Source organism: Persicobacter psychrovividus, from assembly GCF_036492425.1.
GTDB classification, from domain to species: domain Bacteria; phylum Bacteroidota; class Bacteroidia; order Cytophagales; family Cyclobacteriaceae; genus Persicobacter; species Persicobacter psychrovividus.
The window spans coordinates 825690-845953 of sequence record NZ_AP025292.1; the positions used below are offsets into that span (position 1 = coordinate 825690).

Genomic DNA, 20264 nt, shown 5'->3' on the forward strand with positions numbered 1-20264 from the left:
GTCCAACAATATTTTGCTATATGAGCTTTAGCTCAGGCGAGATCCTTGAGCTAAAGAATCATGACCTTTAATGATGAAAATGAATAGGTTTTTGGCGCTAAGGGAGTTATTCTTCAAATTAAATCGTATATTTGCATTCCGTTTGAGTAAACGGCACTGGCTACGGTCAGGGGTATTATAACAAAATTGGGGAGTCTGATTGCTCTATGTCTTCCCAGTATAACAGAGCAACATATTATTATGTCAGTAGATCCTAACGAATTTAATTGGGACGAAATCGAAGCTGGTTCTAACGGTTTCGGTGTTGAATATTCTGCCGAAAAGCGTGCAGAAATGGAAGCGATGATCGAAGGTACGATGAACGCGGTTACAGAGAAATCTGTAGTGAAAGCTACAGTAGTTTCTATCTCTGATCGTGACGTAGTTTTGAACATTGGTTTCAAATCTGATGGTTTGGTGTCAGCGGCTGAATTCCGTGATACTCCAGAATTGTCAGTAGGTGACGAAGTTGATGTTTTCGTTGAAGAGCAAGAAAATGCTAACGGTCAGTTGGTATTGTCTCGTCGCAAAGCGAAAATCGTTAAAGCATGGGAGCAAATCCAAGGTGCTTTGGCTGAAGACAACGTTATCGAAGGTGTTGTTAAGCGCCGTACTAAAGGTGGTTTGATCGTAGATATCTACGGTGTTGAAGCCTTCTTGCCAGGTTCTCAAATCGACGTGAAGCCAATTCGTGACTTCGATGTTTACGTTGGTAAGAAAATGGAAGTAAAAGTTGTGAAAATCAACCACGCTAACGATAACGTAGTTGTATCTCACAAAGTATTGATCGAGAAAGATCTTGAGAAGCAAAAAGCTGAGATTTTGAACAACCTTGAGAAAGGTCAGATCTTGGAAGGTGTAATCAAGAACATGACAAACTTCGGTGTATTCATCGATTTGGGTGGTGTTGATGGTTTGCTTCACATTACAGATATCTCTTGGGGTCGTATCAACCACCCAGAGGAAGTACTTAACTTGGACCAAAAGGTTAAAGTTGTTGTTTTGGACTTCGACGAAGATAAAAAACGTATTTCTTTGGGTATGAAACAATTGACTCCACATCCATGGGATTCTTTGTCAGAAGAAATCCAAGTTGGATCTAAAGTTAAAGGTCGTATTGTAAACGTTGCTGATTACGGTGCATTCTTGGAAATTATCCCAGGTGTAGAAGGTTTGATTCACGTTTCTGAAATGTCATGGTCTCAGCACCTACGCAACCCTCAAGACTTCATCAAAATTGGTGACGAGCAAGAGGCTGTTGTATTGACATTGGATCGCGACGATCGTAAAATGTCTTTGGGTATCAAGCAATTGTCTGAAGATCCATGGACTAAAGGCGACGTATTGACTAAATACGCTGTTGGTACTAAGCACCAAGGTGTTGTTCGTAACTTGACAAACTTCGGTTTGTTCATCGAGTTGGAAGAAGGTATCGACGGTTTGGTACACGTATCTGACTTGTCTTGGACTAAGAAAATCAAACACCCATCAGAATTCGTTAAAGTTGGTGAGACTTTGGACGTTAAAGTTTTGGAATTGGATGTTGATAACCGTCGTTTGGCGCTTGGTCATAAGCAATTGGAAGAGAACCCTTGGGATACTTTCGAGACAATCTTCACAAAAGGTTCAGAGCACGATTGTACTATCTTGAACAAGAACGATAAAGGCGCAGTACTTGAGTTACCTTACGGTATCGAAGGTTTCGCAACTTCTCGTAACTTGGTGAAAGAAGATGAGTCTAACTTGGAAGCAGGCGAAACAGCTAAATTTGTAGTTGTTGAATTCTCTAAAGACGAGAAGCGCATTGTATTGTCTCACACTGCTACTTTCAAAGAAGTTGCTGCTGAGGCTCCAGTTAAAAAATCAGCTCCTAAGAAAAAATCTGCTGCTGCCGCTGCTAACGCAAACGTAGAGAAAGATACTTTGGGTGATTTGGATGCATTGACTGCATTGAAAAAGAAAATGGAAGGTGGTAAATAATTAACCACTTGACATTAAATGCAATATAGAAATGGCGCTATTTTTTAGCGCCATTTTTTTGTTTCAGTGTTTGCAACTAAGGAAATCATTGTTACCTTTGCATTCCCTTAAGAAGTGCTTCAGGGTGCGCTCAGCGCTGTTTTTTGTCGGTTTTGGCCTGTTTTTGCCTCCGAAATTTCAGCTTGAAATTTTATTTTAAAAAACACATTTATGGTGTTTGAATAAGGAAAAAATTTCTATCTTTGCACTCCCAATAAACGAAGAACGTTTTATTTTCGGGCTCTTAGCTCAGTTGGTTCAGAGCACCTGCCTTACAAGCAGGGGGTCACTGGTTCGAATCCAGTAGGGCCCACAATCGACAGGATTGTGAAAACAATAATGTAAAGATAAAGAGTGGCGGCTGAAATCCGCATCTTGCCTCCATAGCTCAGCTGGTAGAGCAACTGACTTGTAATCAGTAGGTCGTTGGTTCAAGTCCGACTGGAGGCTCACTTTTGGTCTCGTGGCCGAGTGGCTAGGCAGAGGTCTGCAAAACCTTGTACAGCGGTTCGAATCCGCTCGAGACCTCTCTGTAAACCGAAGTGGTTAGCAGTATCTCCACGCGGAAAGCATTGGGCTTTTCGCAACGGGCTCTTAGCTCAGTTGGTTCAGAGCACCTGCCTTACAAGCAGGGGGTCACTGGTTCGAATCCAGTAGGGCCCACAATCGAAAGGATTGTGAAAACAATAATGTAAAGATAAAGAGTGGCGGCTGAAATCCGCATCTTGCCTCCATAGCTCAGCTGGTAGAGCAACTGACTTGTAATCAGTAGGTCGTTGGTTCAAGTCCGACTGGAGGCTCACTTTTGGTCTCGTGGCCGAGTGGCTAGGCAGAGGTCTGCAAAACCTTGTACAGCGGTTCGAATCCGCTCGAGACCTCTCTGTAAACCGAAGTGGTTAGCAGTATCTCCACGCGAAAAGCATTGGGCTTTTCGCAACGGGCTCTTAGCTCAGTTGGTTCAGAGCACCTGCCTTACAAGCAGGGGGTCACTGGTTCGAATCCAGTAGGGCCCACAATCGAAAGGATTGTGAAATCATTTTGAAGAATACCAATTGTTGGACATCGGTTCAATAATGCCTCCATAGCTCAGTTGGTAGAGCAACTGACTTGTAATCAGTAGGTCGTTGGTTCAAGTCCGACTGGAGGCTCAATTGGTCTCGTGGCCGAGTGGCTAGGCAGAGGTCTGCAAAACCTTGTACAGCGGTTCGAATCCGCTCGAGACCTCACAAGTAAAGCGTTGAGGAGCGCTACACTTGGGCTCTTAGCTCAGTTGGTTCAGAGCACCTGCCTTACAAGCAGGGGGTCACTGGTTCGAATCCAGTAGGGCCCACAATCGAAAGGATTGTGAAATCATTTTGAAGAATACCAATTGTTGGACGTCGGTTCAATAATGCCTCCATAGCTCAGCTGGTAGAGCAACTGACTTGTAATCAGTAGGTCGTTGGTTCAAGTCCGACTGGAGGCTCAATGGTCTCGTGGCCGAGTGGCTAGGCAGAGGTCTGCAAAACCTTGTACAGCGGTTCGAATCCGCTCGAGACCTCACAAGTAAAGCGTTGAGGAGCGCTACACTTGGGCTCTTAGCTCAGTTGGTTCAGAGCACCTGCCTTACAAGCAGGGGGTCACTGGTTCGAATCCAGTAGGGCCCACAATTAAACGTCAGTGTTTTTATGCTGACGTTTTTTTTATGTCCAAATTTTGTGTGTCACTGTTGAAGTTGTAAGGGCGTTCAGTCACAGTGAAATGGCGCTGGATAAAGATGAGGCACAAAAAAACCTCGCCTGAAATAGCGAGGTGCTTAAGGAAGTACTCAAAACTAATCGTTCTAATGTACATTCAGATTAATGGAAATGATGTTGAATTATTTCAGCAATAGCATAAACTATGCAGCTAACAATCCCTCACCGTTTTACCATAATCTAAAATTTATTGTAAAGCATGAAATTTAAGGACACAACAAATTATTTTGTGTAATTAAGAAATTCATTCTTCTTGGCTTCTTGCTGAAAAACACCATGATAGCTGGCTGTTACCGTGCTGGAGGAAGTGTCTTTAATTCCTCGACTTGAAACGCACAAATGAGTGGCTTCGATAACTACCGCCACATCTTCAGTTTCCAGAAGTTGTTTCAGTTCATTGGCAATCTGTATATTCAATCGCTCTTGTACCTGTGGCCGCTTTGCATAATACTGCACGATACGGTTGAGTTTTGAAAGCCCAACAACTTTACCGTTCGGCACATAAGCAACGTGTGCTTTACCAATGATTGGCACAAAATGATGTTCGCAATTGGAATAAAGTTCAATATCTTTTTCCACAAGCATCTCTTTATACTGATACTTATTTTCAAAGAGCTTGACATCTGGCTTATTTGCAGGGTTTAATCCACTGAAAATTTCCTTGATATACATTTTAGCTACTCGGTGGGGAGTGCCTTTAAGGCTGTCATCGTTTAAATCAAGCCCCATTATATGCATGATCTCCTTGAAGTGGGCAGCAATCTGCTCAATCTTGGTGTTATCATCCATCTCAAATGCATCGTCTCGAAGAGGGGTGTCTGCTGATCCCGGGATGTGTTCATCACCGATAGACTCAATCTGTTCCCAATCCATCTGGTCTTTAGGCGGGATATTCGACATAGTTCCGTTCTGTTTCATACAAAGTGATTTTGAGGTCTTGTTCCGGAGCAATATGAGGACGCAAATCATCATATATTACTCTGGCGATGTTTTCCGCAGTTGGGTTAAGGTGCTGGAAAACTTCCGTATCTAAGTTAAGGTTTTTATGGTCATATTTATCCAACACGAGCTCCTTAATCATTCGGCTAAGTATTTTCATATCAAAAACATAGCCAGTTTTAGGATCCACCTCCCCAACAATTTTTACAGTAAGATGGTAGTTGTGCCCGTGAAAATTTTCATTATTACACTTTCCGAAAAGCATTTTATTTTCTTCTGCTGAAAGTTCAGGATTGTGCAACCGGTGGGCGGCATTAAAATGCTCTTTTCGAAAAACAGCTGTTCTCATAATGATTAGTGTTAGGAAGTGATTGTTGATTATTTTGGTTGCCTCAAGAAGGCGAAATTAATAAAGTTATTGGCGAAATTAAAAGGTCAGTCAAAATTTCATAGGGATATAAGTGTTTGTTTAAAAATTAGTCACTCATTCCTGCTGATTTTTTATTGTAACTTTTAAATTTGACCATACGCTTAAAGTCTATGGTGCAAGAGAAGGGAAAAATATTTACAGAAGTGTTAGTGATTGGCAGCGGCTTGGGCGGGTTGTCCTCCGCATGCTTATTAGCTAACGATGGGTTCAAGGTTCGAGTTGTTGATCAAAATTGGATTCCTGGGGGTTGTACAACTTCCTACTGGCGAAAGGGATTTGTCTTTGAGGCAGGGGCTACCACCCTTGTAGGCTTAGATCAGGGAATGCCTCTGCAGGTATTGCTGAAGAAGATAGGCTTGAGGCTTAAAACGAGAAAGTTGGACTTACCGATGCAGGTTGTTCTTGCTGATGGGCGGGTGATCCGCAAATTTCAGGCGATTGAAGAGTGGATTACCGAAGCTGAAAAGGTGTTTGGTGTAAAAGGGCAAAGGGCTTTTTGGGAGAAATGTCATGCGCTGAGTCAATTTGTTTGGGATCAATCTTCGGAGCAAATTACTTTTCCGCCAGAAAAAATCGGGGATTTGAAAAATATGGCTTTTAAATTTCCACTGAAAGAAACGATGAAGGCGCGTTACGCTTTGAAATCTGTGGGAGATCTTTTGCGGCAATATGGCTTGGCGGATCATCAGGCATTTGTGGCTTTTATTAACGAGCAGTTGCTGATTACGGCACAGAATCACGCCGAGGAGGTGAATGCTTTGTTTGGTGCGGCAGCACTTTGCTATACCAACTATGAAAATCATTATGTAGATGGTGGGTTGATTAATCTGGTAACGCCTTTTGTGAATTTTCTGGAGCAGAAAGGCGGGGCTTTGGACTTGCGAACCAAAGTGGTGAATATTCAAAAAAATGGTGATTATTACGATGTCTTTACCACCAAGGGAGAGTACCGGTGCCAATTCCTGATTTCCGGAATTCCGCTTAATAATTTATATGAAATGGCTGACCGGAACCTCAGAAAGCCAATTGAAAACAGACGGTTGTTCTCTGAAGACCTTAACAGTGCTTTCCAGATGGGGATTGGTTTTCGCTCCGCGCGTGAGTTTGAAACTTTGCACTTTCAGATTCATCTGCCCAAGCCTTTGCCGCACCTCAATTCAAAATCTATTTTTATCAGCCTGAGTCATGGTCAGGATCATTCAAGGTCAGATCAGCAGGGTTGCCGCGTGATGTCAGTGTCGACTCATTTGTCGGATCCCGAACATAATATTATAGAAAATACGGCAGAAGTTGAAAATGCGATTGTAAATCTGTTGATTGAGCAAGGGTTTTTCGCCAAGGAGGATATTGTCTATCAGCATTCGTCCACGCAGAAGTCCTGGGAGAAATGGACGGGCAGGGCTTATGGCTTTGTCGGAGGCTATCCTCAGATGATGCGCATCAAACCATGGGCGATGAATGCCGCCCGATGGGATAAGGATCGTGCTTATCTTTGCGGTGATACGGTTTACCCTGGGCAGGGAATACCTGGGGTGGTTTTAAGTGGGCTGATTGCACATAAAAAGCTGATGGATGACTGGGCTTCCTCTCGTGAGGAGGCATGATTTGAGGTTCGGAATCATTGGGGGCAATAGCAATTCTCGGGTGAATATTCATTGGATTTAACTAAATCTAATCTTTTTGTTTCCTCAAAGGGGCGGTAATACCTTACAGAAATTACTATATTTGTCAATCAATAAATTACTATCACTTTGGATTTCGATAACATCAAAAGAAAATTAGAACAATATCAGGCGGAGGGAAAGCAGGTATTTACCTCTTCTTCCTTTCAGACCCACAGTATTGTTCTTTTGCACATTCTTAGCCGAATAGACCGTTCCATTCCAGTGTATTTCATCAATACGGGTTTTCATTTTCCCGAAACCCTGATGTTCAGGGATGAGATTTCGGATCGTTTAGGCTTAAATCTTATTGATCTCAAAACGCCGGTTTCAAAAAGTCAGCAGTTGGATCAGGATAATCAGTTTTTCTATTCTTCAGACCCGGATTACTGTTGCTTCTTGAATAAAACGGCGCCAATGCAAAGTGTTTTAAAAGAGTATGATGTTTGGATTAACGGGGTACGCGGCGATCAAAGTGCGGTACGCAAGGCGATGCAAGTTGAGCAGCCTGCACCACATAATTCGCTGAGGTTTCACCCGATGTTGGATTGGAATGCCAAATCCATCTATCAATACAGAAAAGAGTTTGACTTGCCAGAGCACCCATTGGATGCGCAAGGCTATATGAGTATAGGTTGTGCGCCATGTACCAGAAAGCTTGATCCCGAAATGCAGGAGCGTGAAGCGCGCTGGTATGGGATGAACAAAACAGAGTGCGGATTGCATACTGACCTTATCAAAAAATAACTAAAGAAAAGTATTTTTTACCTATGAGAATATTGGTAACAGGTGGCGCAGGCTATATTGGTACAGAATTGTCACGATTGTTGGTGAATCACCCTGAAGTGGACGAGCTGATTGTTTACGATAACCTGAGCAAGGCGAATTATAATTTGTTTTTGGGGCGACCTACCCCTAATGGCCATAAAATTAAATTTGTTAAGGCGGATATCCTTGATAGCCGGAAACTGAAAAAAGCCCTTGAAGGGGTGGACGTGGTATATCACTTTGCCGCTCATGTTTCGACGCCACTTCAAAATAATGAAATCTCTACTTTTGAGCAGGTGAACCATTGGGGCACGGCCAATGTGGTGGATGCCGTTGAGGAATCGCCTTCCGTAAAAATGTTTGTTTACCTGAGCAGTGTTTCCGTTTATGGGGACCAGTCTGATGAGGTGACAGAATCAACACTTCCATCGCCGAAATCACCTTATGCGGTGAGTAAAGTCCGTGGTGAGGAGCATGTTAACCGCCTGAAAAACAAGATGCGGACGTTCATTATTCGCAGTGGGAATGTGTACGGTTACAGCAAGAGTATGCGCTTTGATGCGGTTATTAACCGATTCATGTTTGAGTCCCATTATTCTAATCGAATTCAAATTCATGGAGATGGCAAGCAGCAACGTGCGTTTATTCATGTAAGTAACTTGGTGAATGTTCTGTACCAAATGATCCGTTCTGAAACACCTTCAGGAGTGTATAATATGGTGGAGAAAAACATGCAGGTGCTCGAAATTGTGGATGTACTCAAAAGCCTATATCCTTCGCTGGAATTTATCTTTGTAAACCAGCACTTGTCCCTAAAACAGCTTACAGTTTCTCCAGCATCTACTTTATGGAAATATGTTAAGCCTTTGGAAACACGGCCACTTGAAGAGGAATTAGAAGATTTTAGAAGAGAGTTTACGATGTAAAGTCACAGAAAATGATATGATTGATAAAGCACCCATTGAGGTGCTTTTTTTGTGCTCTTCGGATTTATTACTATGTAATTAAAAACAAATTTTTGAAGTTTTTTTATCTTATCAATCCTTTAAGTATATTTAATTTATTACTTGAGAATTATATTGAATCAATCATTTTATATTTGTATTCAGGTTACTTAGTGCCAAATGCAGGTATTTAAGGATGAGTTGAACTTGGTTATTGGTAGATTTCACCTATGAAAATGAGAATTTTGTTAATTAACAATCTCTTTTCAGTTGGAAGGGTGTGATTATGTACTAAAATCTTTAATTTGCTCACAATATTATCAACCATAAAATCTGACTGTGGAAATCACAGCTTAGAACATTGAATTGTACCCAACGCCACCGTTTTTATTTGAGAAGGACAGTGGATTTTAATCTATATAACATGGAAAGAAAGTGTTTACTATTTTTTAGCCTTTTCTTGTGTCTGTTTTTTAGCACTTTAGGTGCTTCTGCGCAAAAGAAGGACTGTGGTCTCAAAATTGACCATAAGGTGATTGATATTGATTCGAATCACGGAAATATTCAATTGACTCTTGAGAATAAATCCACCACCTTGGAACTCAAATTATATAATTTGTCCGAAGGTAGTAAGTCCTTTGACGAGGTGAAAGAAGTGCAATTTGTGAAAAATACACCACAAGTCGTGTTCTCAAACCTGAAATCCGCAGTTTATGTGGTTCAAGTGGTTGCATCCGATGGATGTCAGTTTTCACTTGGTGGAATACAGGGGATACTCGTTGGAAAGAAATAATTAACCTATGAGAAGCAACATTAACCTAAAATCTTTACACCTTTCCTTAGTTCTTGCATTCTTTCTGTCTGTCCTTAATTTTGAGGCGATGGCACAGTGTGCAACATTAGATACTTCTAAGGGAGAGGGTGCTACCGCCGGGTTCGAGATTTGTTACGAAACAGATGGTACGGCCACGGTAACTATGTACCTGAATGAAACTGGTACGGATGCAGATGGGTATACGATTTTTGATGTAACCAATAATAGTTTCGTTTTTACTCCTATTGGGAATGTGACCGTCGATCATGTGTCAGGTTCATCAATTTATTATTTCAGAAATGTACCCAGATATCATTTCGGAAATACGACACCTTCGTCCTATATTATTATTAAGTCTAGCTGTCCATCGTTTGGAGGGCTTGGGTTTAGCGTAGACCCTGACGATAGACTACGACTGGATACTCCAACAATCACGGATAATGTCAATTGTGAAGCACCTTTTAATGGTGCTATTGCTCTTTCCGTACTTGGAAACACAAGTGGTCAAACGGTTTCATGGACAGGACCTAATGGGTTTACTTCCACAGACCAAGATATTACCGCGCTAAAGCATGGGACTTATACGGTTGTGGTAACCAATGGAAATGCTTGTTCTGTTACTGCGGACTATGTAGTGAACGATGCTTCTGTTGTGCCTGATGCGCCAACAGGCGATTCCAAAAATATTTGTCAGGGGGATGCGATCCCTACACTGACTGCAGCAGGAGATGCAGGTAATGTGATTAGATGGTATGATGACGCCAGTCGCACTAATTTATTGCATACAGGAGCGTCTTATTTGCCAGGTGTTGATAATTCCATTATTACGACACATACTTATTATGTGGATCAGACTAATGAAACAACGCGCTGTGTTAGTAATTTAGCCCCGATTTCTCTGTCTATTAATATTGAGCCGACCATTACATTGGTTACAGGCCCATATGTTGGTTGCGATAATTACGACCTCCAGACAGCAATTGATGATTTCGAAGGATCAAATACTTATACCTATTATGATGGAGATCCCGATGCAGGAGGAACTGCGATTGCTTCAACGGTTACCACCGATGGGACTTATTGGATTAAAGCGGAAAATGGTTCTTGTGAAGTAACGAAGTCTTTGACCGTTGCTATTGATGAAACCCCAACAGCAGACGCGGGAGATCCAGGGCAAATTTGTCAGTTAGATGTATCAGGAGGAAGTTTTGCCTTTACAACAGCAAACATGACAGGTGCTGGAGCAACGGCAGTATGGTCAACAACTGATGGTGCTGGAACTTTTAACGCATATGATAATACTAATCCAGCGTCAGCGGTTTATAATTTTGATGTGGCTGATGCTTTAAAATCATCACTAACATTTACCCTAACGGTGTCTTCACCAAACGGCGCATGTACGCCAGTAACGTCTAATGTGACGGTTCAGATTAATGAGACTCCAGTAGTTGATGCCGGCTCGGACGATACGATCTGTTCTTCAGAATCAGCAACTTTATCAGCGACTTTCTCAGGCGGCGCGACGGGAGTTACCTGGACAACGAACGGAACAGGGTCATTTGCAGACGCAACAGCTGCAAATACAACCTATACACCAAGTTCAGATGATATTTTGAATGGTTCAGTTGTCTTGACTGCTACCACAAATGCCAATGGCAGTTGTGGTTCTGTATCTGATGATTTGACATTATCGATCGAGGCAGCGCCGATTGCGGATGCAGGTATCGATCAAACGATTTGTGAAGGAAGCGATGTTACCGTAACGGGAACAATCTCAGGCGGAGCAACTTCCGCTACTTGGACAACAAGTGGCACAGGAACCTTTGCAGACGCCTCTTTACCATCTACAACTTATACACCAAGTGCCGCTGATATTTCAGCCGGTACAGTTGATTTGATTTTGACCACAAATGCAGGCACCGAGTGTGTAGCCGATGTTGATCAATTGACGGTAACGATCGATGCCTTGCCAGTAGTTGATGCCGGCTCGGATGATACGATCTGTTCTTCAGAATCAGCAACTTTATCAGCGACATTCTCAGGCGGCGCGACAGGCATTACCTGGACGACGAACGGAACAGGGTCATTTGCAGACGCAACAGCTGCAAATACAACCTATACACCAAGTTTAGATGATATCTCGAATGGATCAGTTGTCTTGACTGCTACTACAAATGCTAACGGCAGCTGTGGTTCGGTTTCTGATGATCTGATATTATCGATCGAGGCAGCGCCGATTGCGGATGCAGGTACCGATCAAACGATTTGTGAAGGAAGCGATGTTACCGTAACGGGAACAATCTCAGGCGGCGCAACTTCCGCTACTTGGACAACAAGTGGCACAGGAACCTTTGCAGATGCCTCTTTACTATCTACAACTTATACGCCAAGTGCCGCTGATATTTCAGCAGGAACAGTTGATTTGATTTTGACAACCAATGCAGGCACCGAGTGTGTAGCCGATGTTGATCAATTGACAGTAACGATCGATGCTTTGCCAGTAGTTGATGCCGGCTCGGATGATACGATCTGTTCATCAGAATCAGCAACTTTATCAGCGACATTATCAGGCGGCGCGACGGGAGTTACCTGGACAACGAGCGGAACAGGGGCATTTGCAGACGCAACAGCTGCAAATACAACCTATACACCAAGTTTAGATGATGTCTCAAATGGATCAGTTGTTTTGACAGCGACGACAAATGCCAACGGCAGCTGTGGTTCGGTTTCTGATGATTTGACATTATCGATCGAGGCAGCGCCGATTGCGGATGCAGGCGTTGATCAGACGATTTGTGGAGGAAGCGATGTCACCGTAACGGGAACAATCTCAGGCGGCGCAACTTCCGCTACTTGGACAACAAGTGGCACAGGAACCTTTGCAGATGCCTCTTTACTATCTACAACTTATACGCCAAGTGCGGATGATATTTCAGCAGGAACAGTTGATTTGATTTTGACAACCAATGCAGGCACCGAGTGTGTAGCCGATGTTGATCAATTGACAGTAACGATCGATGCTTTGCCAGTAGTAAACGCAGGCTTGGATGCGACGATTTGTTCTACGGATCAAGCAACTTTATCAGCAACATTCTCAGGCGGCGCGACAGGCATTACCTGGACGACGAGCGGAACAGGGTCATTTGCAGACGCAACAGCTGCAAATACAACTTATACACCAAGTTTAGATGATATCTCGAATGGATCAGTTGTTTTGACAGCGACGACAAATGCTAACGGCAGCTGTGGTTCGGTTTCTGATGATTTGACATTATCGATCGAGGCAGCGCCGATTGCGGATGCAGGTACCGATCAGACGATTTGTGCAGGAATCGATGTTACCGTAACTGGAATAATCTCAGGCGGAGCAACTTCCGCTACTTGGACAACAAGCGGTTCAGGTACATTTGCGGACGCTACTTCTTTATCAACTACTTACACGCCAAGTGCAGCTGATATTTCAGCAGGTACAGTTGATTTGATTTTGACCACAAATGCAGGTACCGAGTGTGTAGCCGATGTTGATCAATTGACGGTAACGATTGATGCTTTGCCAGTAGTTGATGCCGGCTCGGATGCGACGATCTGTTCTTCAGAATCAGCAACTTTATCAGCTACATTCTCAGGCGGCGCGACAGTTATTACGTGGACGACGAGCGGAACAGGATCATTTGCAGACGCAACAGCTGCAAATACAACCTATACACCAAGTTCGGGTGATATTTCGAATGGATCAGTTGTTTTGACAGCGACGACAAATGCCAACGGCACCTGTGGTTCGGTATCTGATGATCTGACATTATCGATAGAGGCAGCGCCGATTGCGGATGCAGGTACCGATCAAACGATTTGTGCAGGAAGCGATGTTACCGTAACAGGAACAATCTCTGGCGGTGCAACTTCAGCCTCTTGGACAACAAGTGGCACAGGAACCTTTGCAGATGCTTCTTTACTGTCTACAACTTATACACCAAGTGCAGCTGATATTTCAGCAGGTACAGTTAATTTGATTTTGACCACAAATGCAGGCACCGAGTGTGTAGCCGATGTTGATCAGCTAACTGTAACGATCGATGCTTTGCCAGTAGTTGATGCAGGTTCGGACGCGACGATTTGTTCTACGGATCAAGCAACTTTATCAGCAACATTCTCAGGTGGCGCGACAGGCATTACCTGGACAACGAGCGGAACAGGGTCATTTGCAGACGCAACAGCTGCAAATACAACCTATACACCAAGTTCGGATGATATTTCGAATGGATCAGTTGTCTTGACAGCGACCACAAATGCCAACGGCACCTGTGGTTCGGTTTCTGATGATTTGACATTATCGATCGAGGAAGCACCGATTGCGGATGCAGGTATCGATCAGACGATTTGTGAAGGAAGCGATGTTACCGTAACAGGTTCCATCTCAGGCGGCGCAACTTCCGCTACTTGGACAACAAGCGGTTCAGGCACATTTGCAGATGCTTCTTTACTATCTACAACTTATACACCAAGTGCTGCTGATATTTCAGCAGGTACAGTTGATTTGATTTTGACAACCAATGCAGGTACCGAGTGTGTAGCCGATGTTGATCAATTGACAGTAACGATCGATGCTTTGCCAGTGGTTAGCGCAGGCTTAGATGCGATGATCTGTTCTTCAGAATCAGCAACTTTATCAGCGACATTCTCAGGCGGAGCGACAGGCATTACCTGGACGACGAACGGAACAGGGTCATTTGCAGACGCAACAGCTGCAAATACAACCTATACACCAAGTTTGGATGATATCTCGAATGGTTCAGTTGTCTTGACTGCTACTACAAATGCCAACGGCACCTGTGGTTCGGTTTCTGATGATTTGACTTTGACGATTGAACCCGCAACCACAGTATCTAATGCTGGAGCGGATGCTACAAGCTGTGAATTGACCTACACTTTGTCAGCTAATGTAGTAGCTGCAGGCGAGGAAGGAACTTGGTCTATTGTTTCAGGAGGAGCGGGTACTTTTGCTGATGCCACTGATCCATCAACTACTTTCACCGCTGATGCAGTGAATGATTATGTGTTGAAATGGACAATCAGCAAAACGGCGGGCGTTTGTCCACCGTCAGAAGATGAAGTGTCGATTTCGTTCAATGACGAATCAGAGGTTGCCCTGAATGGCGATGATACCATTTGTGAAGGTACATCAGCTGATTTGAATGTTTCAATCAGTAATGCAGTCGGAACTTATACGGTTGTGATCAATGATGGCACATCAGATCAAACGATTACTGGCTATTCTGCTGGTGATGCGATTTCTGTTACGCCAACAGCAACAACGACTTACATCTTGGTTTCGGTAACCTCAGAGACCAATACTTGTGTAGCAACAATTGTCGATAATGAAGCGATAATTGATGTTGAATCAGCACCAATTGTCGATGCCGGAGCTGACCAGCAAATTTGCTCAGGCGATATTATTAATCTAACTGGTTCAATTACCGGAGATTATGACACTTTCACTTGGACGACAGAAGCAGGTGATGGAACGTTTACAGATGACAATACCTTAACGCCAACTTATCAGGCGGGGTTAAATGATATTACAACGGGTGAAGTGAAATTTTATCTGACTGCAGAGAAAGCAGGTAGCTCATGTGGAGTTGTTACTGGTTCTATAACAGTCGTTATAAACACATTGGATTTTGCGGTAGAGGCAACGGCTTTGTCTTGTGATGCTTACGATTTACAAGATGCGATCACCAATGTCTCACCAACTGCAGCCATTACTTACTATGATGGTGATCCTGCAAGTGGCGGTTCAAATATCGGTCAAAATATCAGCGCTTCCGGTACTTATTGGATTGAAGCTGAATTAGGATCATGTATAGCGGCTTTACCAGTTGCGGTAACGATTAATCCAACGGTAAATGCAACTTTAAATATTGTTGAAATTGCCAATACAGATGATAAGGTAACCTTTAGTGTTACAACGGACGGGGTTTCAGACCTACATTCGTCAAGCCTCTCTCTTACTTGGGATGCAAGCATTTTTGCCAATCCTATTGTTGATGATTATAATCAAGTGATTAGCCCTGCGGTTGATCCTGCAGCGATTATTCGCGAGGCTGGTGGATTATCATTTAACTGGAATAGTGATGGGGTAAATGGACAAACACTTGCTTCAGGCGAACAGTTCTTTACCATTTCATTGGACAGAATTTCTTGTGGAGGCGATGGGAACATTGCCTTCTCTGATATGCCTGTTCAAATTAAAATGGTGACCGGACAAGCTTCCTGTGAGGCCGTTGTTACGAATAATCCTTTTGATTTTGGAATTATTGCTCCTGTACAGGCAACAATCACCACCCAAAATGTGAGCTCATGTACGATGCCTGATGGCCGTATTGAGGTCGCTGCAAATGGGGGAGTGAGTCCATATACCTATTCTTGGAAAAAAGATGGCGTGGACGAGCCAACTGAAACAGCAGCTATCCGTGAAAATCTTTCAGCAGGACAATACGAGGTAACGATTACTGATACCAAAGGATGTACCTATGTTGAAGTGATTGATCTTGCTGATGATTCTAATCCACCTTTAGCGTCTGCCTCAGCAACGGACAATATGACTTGTGGTACTCCTGATGGAACGATCACCCTGACGGTGTCGGGTGGAACGGAACCTTATACCTTCCTTTGGTCTGATGGAAACACGGACAAAGATCGTACGGGTCTGATTGCTGGAAATTACTCAGTAACCGTAACCGATGCAGTTGGTTGCGAGGCGGTAACATCAGCTAAAGTTGGAGACCAAAGTGGTGCCCCATCAGTATCAGCTGCCATTGAAAATGACAGTAATTGTGCTGCTCCAAATGGTAGTCTTACATTGACGATTACTGACGGTACGGGGCCGTTTACCTTCCTTTGGGATGATAATGGTAGCACCGATCAGGATCGTGTAGAGTTGGTCGCAGGAACTTATACGGTAACCGTAACTGATGCCAATAATTGTGCATCCAATACAACCTTCGTAGTTATTGATGAGAAGGTGTTGCCAAGAATCGCGGGATCGGTTACTGGCCAGACGAACTGTGTGGATGCTGATGGCGCAATTCAGATCACTGTTTCTGACGGTGAAGCTCCATTTACTTATTTGTGGTCAAACGGAGAAACAACGCAGAACATTGAGAATTTGAGTGCAGGAACATATACCGTTACGGTGACCGATACCAAAGGATGTTCAGGAATGGAAAGCTTTGATGTTGAGGATAACACTGATGCTCCTATGGTTTCTGTTCAGTCAAGATCAGCACAAACAAATTGTGTTACACCTGATGGAAGCATTACATTGGATGCCGTTACTGGTGGTACAGCACCTTATACCTTCACTTGGTCTGACGGAACAACGGGTGAAACTTTTGTAGACAAAGTAGCTGGGACGTATTCGGTAATCGTTACCGATGCCAATGGATGTTCGACAACCCTTGATGATATTGAAATTGAGGATAACACTAATGCACCTGTAGTAACAGCGAGTATTACCCATCAAACCTTGTGTGGCTCAAATACAAATGGTGCGATTAGTTTGAATATTACTGGAGGTGTTGCTCCCTTAACTTATGAGTGGAATACAGGTGATGCTTCTGATGAATTGCAAAATATTGCCGCAGGTACTTATTCAGTAACCGTTACCGATGCCAACAGCTGTACAGGTTTTGTTGAGGTAGAAGTATTGGATAATACTGATTCACCAAACTTGTCGGTAGCTACAACAGATCAGTCTAATTGTGAAACACCAGATGGTGCAATTAGTATCACTGTTGCTGACGGTACGACTCCTTATACTATTGAATGGGATCACGATAATTCTTTAACTGATTTTGACTTGTCAAATTTATCAGAAGGTACTTATACGGGTACAGTAACTGATGCTTTGGAATGTTCGGCAAGTTTCTCAGCAACGATAACCAATACGGCTGATGTTCCTCAGATTAACCCAACGATTACAAATCAATCTGATTGTGTTAATCCAGATGGTGAGATTGCCATTGAGATAACTGGAGGAGAGGAACCTTATAATGTAGAGTGGCTGGATGATGATACCGCGCCACAAAATAGAACGGAGTTAACAGCAGGAACTTATACCATCAAGGTTGTTGATGCCAAAATGTGTGAAACCATGTTGGAGGTTACTGTTGGTGATGATACGGAGAGTCCTGTTTTGGCTGCCATTATTATTAACCACTCTGACTGTGTTAACCCTAATGGTTCGATCAGTTTGACCGTAGCAGGAGGAACAGAACCTTATACCTATGCATGGTCAAATGGGGAAACGACCTCATCGATTGCGAATCTTGAAAATGGAGATTATACCGTAACAGTAACAAGTGATAATAGCTGTTCTGTGGAGCAGACCTTTACCGTTGGGGATGACAGGGATATGCCTGTGATTACAATTGATAAGGTTGTTGATAAAACTGACTGTGATACGCAGAATGGAGAAATTCACCTATCCGTAACAGGTGGTGATGGTGCTTATACCTTCAAGTGGGAAGATGATGCAACGATCAATTCAGCGATTCGAACTGGCCTTAGAAATGGAACCTACCGAGTGAGTGTTCAGGATGGGGAGAGTTGTGAAACTGAAATTGTTGAGATCAAAGTTGGTCAGCCAGAAGATTGCTTCGATTGTGAGCGAGACTTCAGAACGGCTGTTTCCACCAATGCTGAGAAGTGTAACGGATCCAAAGACGGAGCAATCGTTATCCAAGTGGATGGCGCACCAGAGGGGTCAGAATACTTCTATGAAATTAACGGTGATCGTCAGATCTTCAATACTCGTTTTGTGGAAGTAACTTCCATTAACCGAGAGGGAATCGGGGCAGGAACTTATCAGGTAAGCCTTGGCGTTGTTGATGACTTGTCTTGTGGTGAGATTATCAAAACGGCCAATGTATCTACTGCTCTTGCATTGAATACTTCATTTGATGTTACCAACCCAACCTGTGAAATGGCAGACGGTCAAATCAAAGTTATTTTGACCCCAACAGTAGGCAGCGAGTTGTTCGAATTGTATGATGTGAACGAGAATCTGCTTCAAACAGCAGTGGATGGCATCTTCAGATCTTTGGCAGAAGGAACCTACTTCGTTAAGGTGAAACAAGCCGATTGTGAGTCTGAATTGTTAAGGGTTAGCCTGACCGAAGATTGTTCGATCCCTCCTGTGGATTGTGAGGAATTGGCGGTTACAGAAACCATAACGCATCCATCATGTGATGACCCTGAATCGGGTATGGTGATACTGACACCATCGCAGGCAGGAGACTTCAGATTTGAGTTAATTAACACTGAAAATACCATTGAAAATACCGACGGTAGATTTGACGGATTGGAAGCAGGTGATTATTCATTTATTGTTAGTGCAGAAGTTAGTGGATGTTCAGTGTCTGGTACATTGAAGCTTAATGCAAGCAATGACATCAATATCACCTGGAACGCAACAGAATCTTCTTGTAACAATAATGATGGTTCTATTCAGCTTCAGGTGAGTGGCGGTCAGGCACCGTATGCTTATCGTCTGAATGGACAGGATTACTCATTGCCTGAAGGTGGTTTGATTGATAATTTGGGTAGAGGAACTTACACTTTTGAAGTAACAGACAACAAGGGTTGTGTGGCACGAAGAGAAATAGAGGTTACCTCCCCGGACTTGGTGTATTACCATCCGGTAACCGTTAATCAGCCTTCTTGTGAAGGTAATGGAAAAGACGGAAGTTTTACTGTTCGAGTGAACAGAGAGCAGACGATCGATCCAGGCCCATATTTCATCTCTATTAATGGAGGCGCTTTTGAGGAAATGTTCGGAGGAATCATGACTTATGACAGTTTGACTAACGGAAATTACAATGTTGTCCTTAAAGCGGGATCTGCAGACTCCGGTTGTCCAAACGAACTGGTAGTTGCTGTTGAGGGTGGTGTTGATCCAATTAGCTTCAAGGTGAACGAGTCTGATCAGGGCTGTATCGATGAGTCAGCCATTGTAGAAGTTACTGATATTTATGGAACGGCGGGTGTTGAATCAACCATTGAACTGATTCGATTCGAAGGCTCAAGCCAAACGGTAATCGCTGAGGTAACGGCTGACTTTACAGACTTTAACACCTTTACTTTTGATGCCGACGTTGTGCCAGGAAAATACCAGGTGCGTGTTTGGCAGGCAGTCAAAGAGTGTGAAGTGGAGAGCAGATCAGGAACTTTTGAGATCATCGGCCCAGGGCAGGCAATGAGCATTGAGGGAATTGAGGTGCTTAGAAAGTCGTTTGAAGATCGAGGGACGGGTATCGTTGGCGTGAAGAATTTCTTCAGATCAGGGATGAATGGATATGAGGTGAGAATTCACCAATTGCAATCATTTGTACCAGGACTTGAGATTGACGAGCGTCCGTGGGTGGCAATTCCGAATATCAGAGACGTTGAAGTAGTTCATGAGTATGTCTTCAAGGATTTGTCGGCAGGGCTTTACCAAGTGGAGTTCAGGGATAGAAATGGCGAAGGTTGTTTGATTATTTCTGATGAGTTTGAACTTGAAGCTGATCCAGCGGTTTGGATTCCAAATCTTTTCACGCCGAACGGTGACAGTAAGAATGAAACATTCTATATCCGTAACATGCCTAAGGATGAAGACGAAGGTGGCTGGAAGATCATTATCACCAACCGATGGGGAGGTATTGTATATCGTAATGATGACTACCGTAAGGAGAATGCCTGGGATGGCCGAGGAGTACCGGACGGCACTTATTTTTACTCATTGGATGCTGGCGAAACGGGTAAGTTCAATGGATGGATAGAGGTCTTTAAGGGACGTATTGCATCGAACTAAAATACAAATAGAAAAGAGGTCAGGCATTTTGCTTGACCTCTTTTTTTAGGCTTGAGATTTAC

8 protein-coding genes and 13 tRNA genes are annotated in these 20264 nt (G+C 43.4%); 19 read left to right on the plus strand and 2 right to left on the minus strand.

The genetic code is table 11. The features are described from left to right. The first annotated feature begins 240 nt into the window (after window positions 1–240). The 14 genes from rpsA to AABK40_RS03695 all read left to right on the plus strand — a co-directional run bounded on the left by rpsA (window position 241) and on the right by AABK40_RS03695 (window position 3704). Window positions 241–2019: a 30S ribosomal protein S1 gene (gene rpsA / locus AABK40_RS03630; protein ID WP_332921050.1), complete on the plus strand. Its 1779-nt coding sequence runs from the start codon at window positions 241–243 to the stop codon at window positions 2017–2019. A 277-nt stretch (window positions 2020–2296) separates the two neighbouring features. Then, window positions 2297–2371: transfer RNA gene (locus AABK40_RS03635), tRNA-Val, on the plus strand. 64 nt (window positions 2372–2435) lie between these two features. Further along, window positions 2436–2508: transfer RNA gene (locus tag AABK40_RS03640), tRNA-Thr, on the plus strand. A 7-nt stretch (window positions 2509–2515) separates the two neighbouring features. Next, a tRNA-Cys gene (locus AABK40_RS03645) sits at window positions 2516–2586 on the plus strand. A gap of 60 nt (window positions 2587–2646) precedes the next feature. Further along, a tRNA-Val gene (locus AABK40_RS03650) sits at window positions 2647–2721 on the plus strand. 64 nt (window positions 2722–2785) lie between these two features. Then, window positions 2786–2858, plus strand: a tRNA-Thr gene (locus tag AABK40_RS03655). 7 nt (window positions 2859–2865) lie between these two features. Beyond that, window positions 2866–2936 (plus strand) — tRNA-Cys (locus tag AABK40_RS03660). Between the two features lie 60 nt (window positions 2937–2996). Continuing rightward, window positions 2997–3071: transfer RNA gene (locus tag AABK40_RS03665), tRNA-Val, on the plus strand. Window positions 3072–3133: 62 nt separating this feature from the next. Then, window positions 3134–3206 (plus strand) — tRNA-Thr (locus tag AABK40_RS03670). A gap of 5 nt (window positions 3207–3211) precedes the next feature. Beyond that, window positions 3212–3282 (plus strand) — tRNA-Cys (locus AABK40_RS03675). A gap of 31 nt (window positions 3283–3313) precedes the next feature. Next, a tRNA-Val gene (locus tag AABK40_RS03680) sits at window positions 3314–3388 on the plus strand. A 62-nt stretch (window positions 3389–3450) separates the two neighbouring features. After that, a tRNA-Thr gene (locus AABK40_RS03685) sits at window positions 3451–3523 on the plus strand. 4 nt (window positions 3524–3527) lie between these two features. Beyond that, window positions 3528–3598, plus strand: a tRNA-Cys gene (locus tag AABK40_RS03690). A 31-nt stretch (window positions 3599–3629) separates the two neighbouring features. After that, window positions 3630–3704 (plus strand) — tRNA-Val (locus tag AABK40_RS03695). Between the two features lie 312 nt (window positions 3705–4016). On the opposite strand, the gene folE is transcribed toward AABK40_RS03695, so the two are convergent. Together folE and AABK40_RS03705 are read right to left on the minus strand one after the other, a co-directional pair. Beyond that, window positions 4017–4712: a GTP cyclohydrolase I FolE gene (gene folE, locus AABK40_RS03700; protein ID WP_338397672.1), complete on the minus strand. Its 696-nt coding sequence runs from the start codon at window positions 4710–4712 to the stop codon at window positions 4017–4019. Beyond that, on the minus strand, window positions 4675–5082 hold the full coding sequence (locus tag AABK40_RS03705) for a 6-pyruvoyl trahydropterin synthase family protein (protein WP_332922145.1): 408 nt from the start codon (window positions 5080–5082) through the stop codon (window positions 4675–4677). The genes folE and AABK40_RS03705 overlap by 38 nt, the downstream gene beginning before the upstream one ends. Window positions 5083–5273: 191 nt before the next feature. On the opposite strand from AABK40_RS03705, the gene AABK40_RS03710 reads away from it, so the two are divergent. From AABK40_RS03710 to AABK40_RS03730, 5 genes are all read left to right on the plus strand, one after another. Next, window positions 5274–6767: a phytoene desaturase family protein gene (locus AABK40_RS03710; protein ID WP_338397673.1), complete on the plus strand. Its 1494-nt coding sequence runs from the start codon at window positions 5274–5276 to the stop codon at window positions 6765–6767. Between the two features lie 147 nt (window positions 6768–6914). Then, window positions 6915–7571 carry a phosphoadenylyl-sulfate reductase gene (locus AABK40_RS03715; protein ID WP_332922143.1) on the plus strand — a complete coding sequence of 219 codons (657 nt, stop codon included), beginning with the start codon at window positions 6915–6917 and terminating at the stop codon, window positions 7569–7571. A 23-nt stretch (window positions 7572–7594) separates the two neighbouring features. Then, window positions 7595–8518 (plus strand): NAD-dependent epimerase/dehydratase family protein, encoded by a 924-nt coding sequence (locus tag AABK40_RS03720; protein ID WP_332922142.1) that lies wholly within the window; start codon window positions 7595–7597, stop codon window positions 8516–8518. 442 nt (window positions 8519–8960) lie between these two features. Next, window positions 8961–9329, plus strand: coding sequence for a hypothetical protein (locus AABK40_RS03725; RefSeq protein WP_332922141.1), 369 nt, complete (start codon window positions 8961–8963; stop codon window positions 9327–9329). A gap of 7 nt (window positions 9330–9336) precedes the next feature. Then, the gene (locus tag AABK40_RS03730; RefSeq protein ID WP_338397674.1) at window positions 9337–20202 is read left to right on the plus strand and encodes a T9SS type B sorting domain-containing protein; all 10866 of its coding nucleotides are present in this window, start codon (window positions 9337–9339) and stop codon (window positions 20200–20202) included. The last annotated feature ends 62 nt before the right edge of the window (window positions 20203–20264 follow it).

What these genes read in the sequence shown, in the direction of transcription:
- rpsA (WP_332921050.1), top strand. Translation starts at nt 241, where the DNA reads ATGTCAGTAGATCCTAACGAATTTAATTGGGACGAAATCGAAGCTGGT.
- folE (WP_338397672.1), bottom strand. Translation starts at nt 4,712, where the DNA reads ATGAAACAGAACGGAACTATGTCGAATATCCCGCCTAAAGACCAGATG.
- AABK40_RS03705 (WP_332922145.1), bottom strand. Translation starts at nt 5,082, where the DNA reads ATGAGAACAGCTGTTTTTCGAAAAGAGCATTTTAATGCCGCCCACCGG.
- AABK40_RS03710 (WP_338397673.1), top strand. Translation starts at nt 5,274, where the DNA reads ATGGTGCAAGAGAAGGGAAAAATATTTACAGAAGTGTTAGTGATTGGC.
- AABK40_RS03720 (WP_332922142.1), top strand. Translation starts at nt 7,595, where the DNA reads ATGAGAATATTGGTAACAGGTGGCGCAGGCTATATTGGTACAGAATTG.
- AABK40_RS03725 (WP_332922141.1), top strand. Translation starts at nt 8,961, where the DNA reads ATGGAAAGAAAGTGTTTACTATTTTTTAGCCTTTTCTTGTGTCTGTTT.
- AABK40_RS03730 (WP_338397674.1), top strand. Translation starts at nt 9,337, where the DNA reads ATGAGAAGCAACATTAACCTAAAATCTTTACACCTTTCCTTAGTTCTT.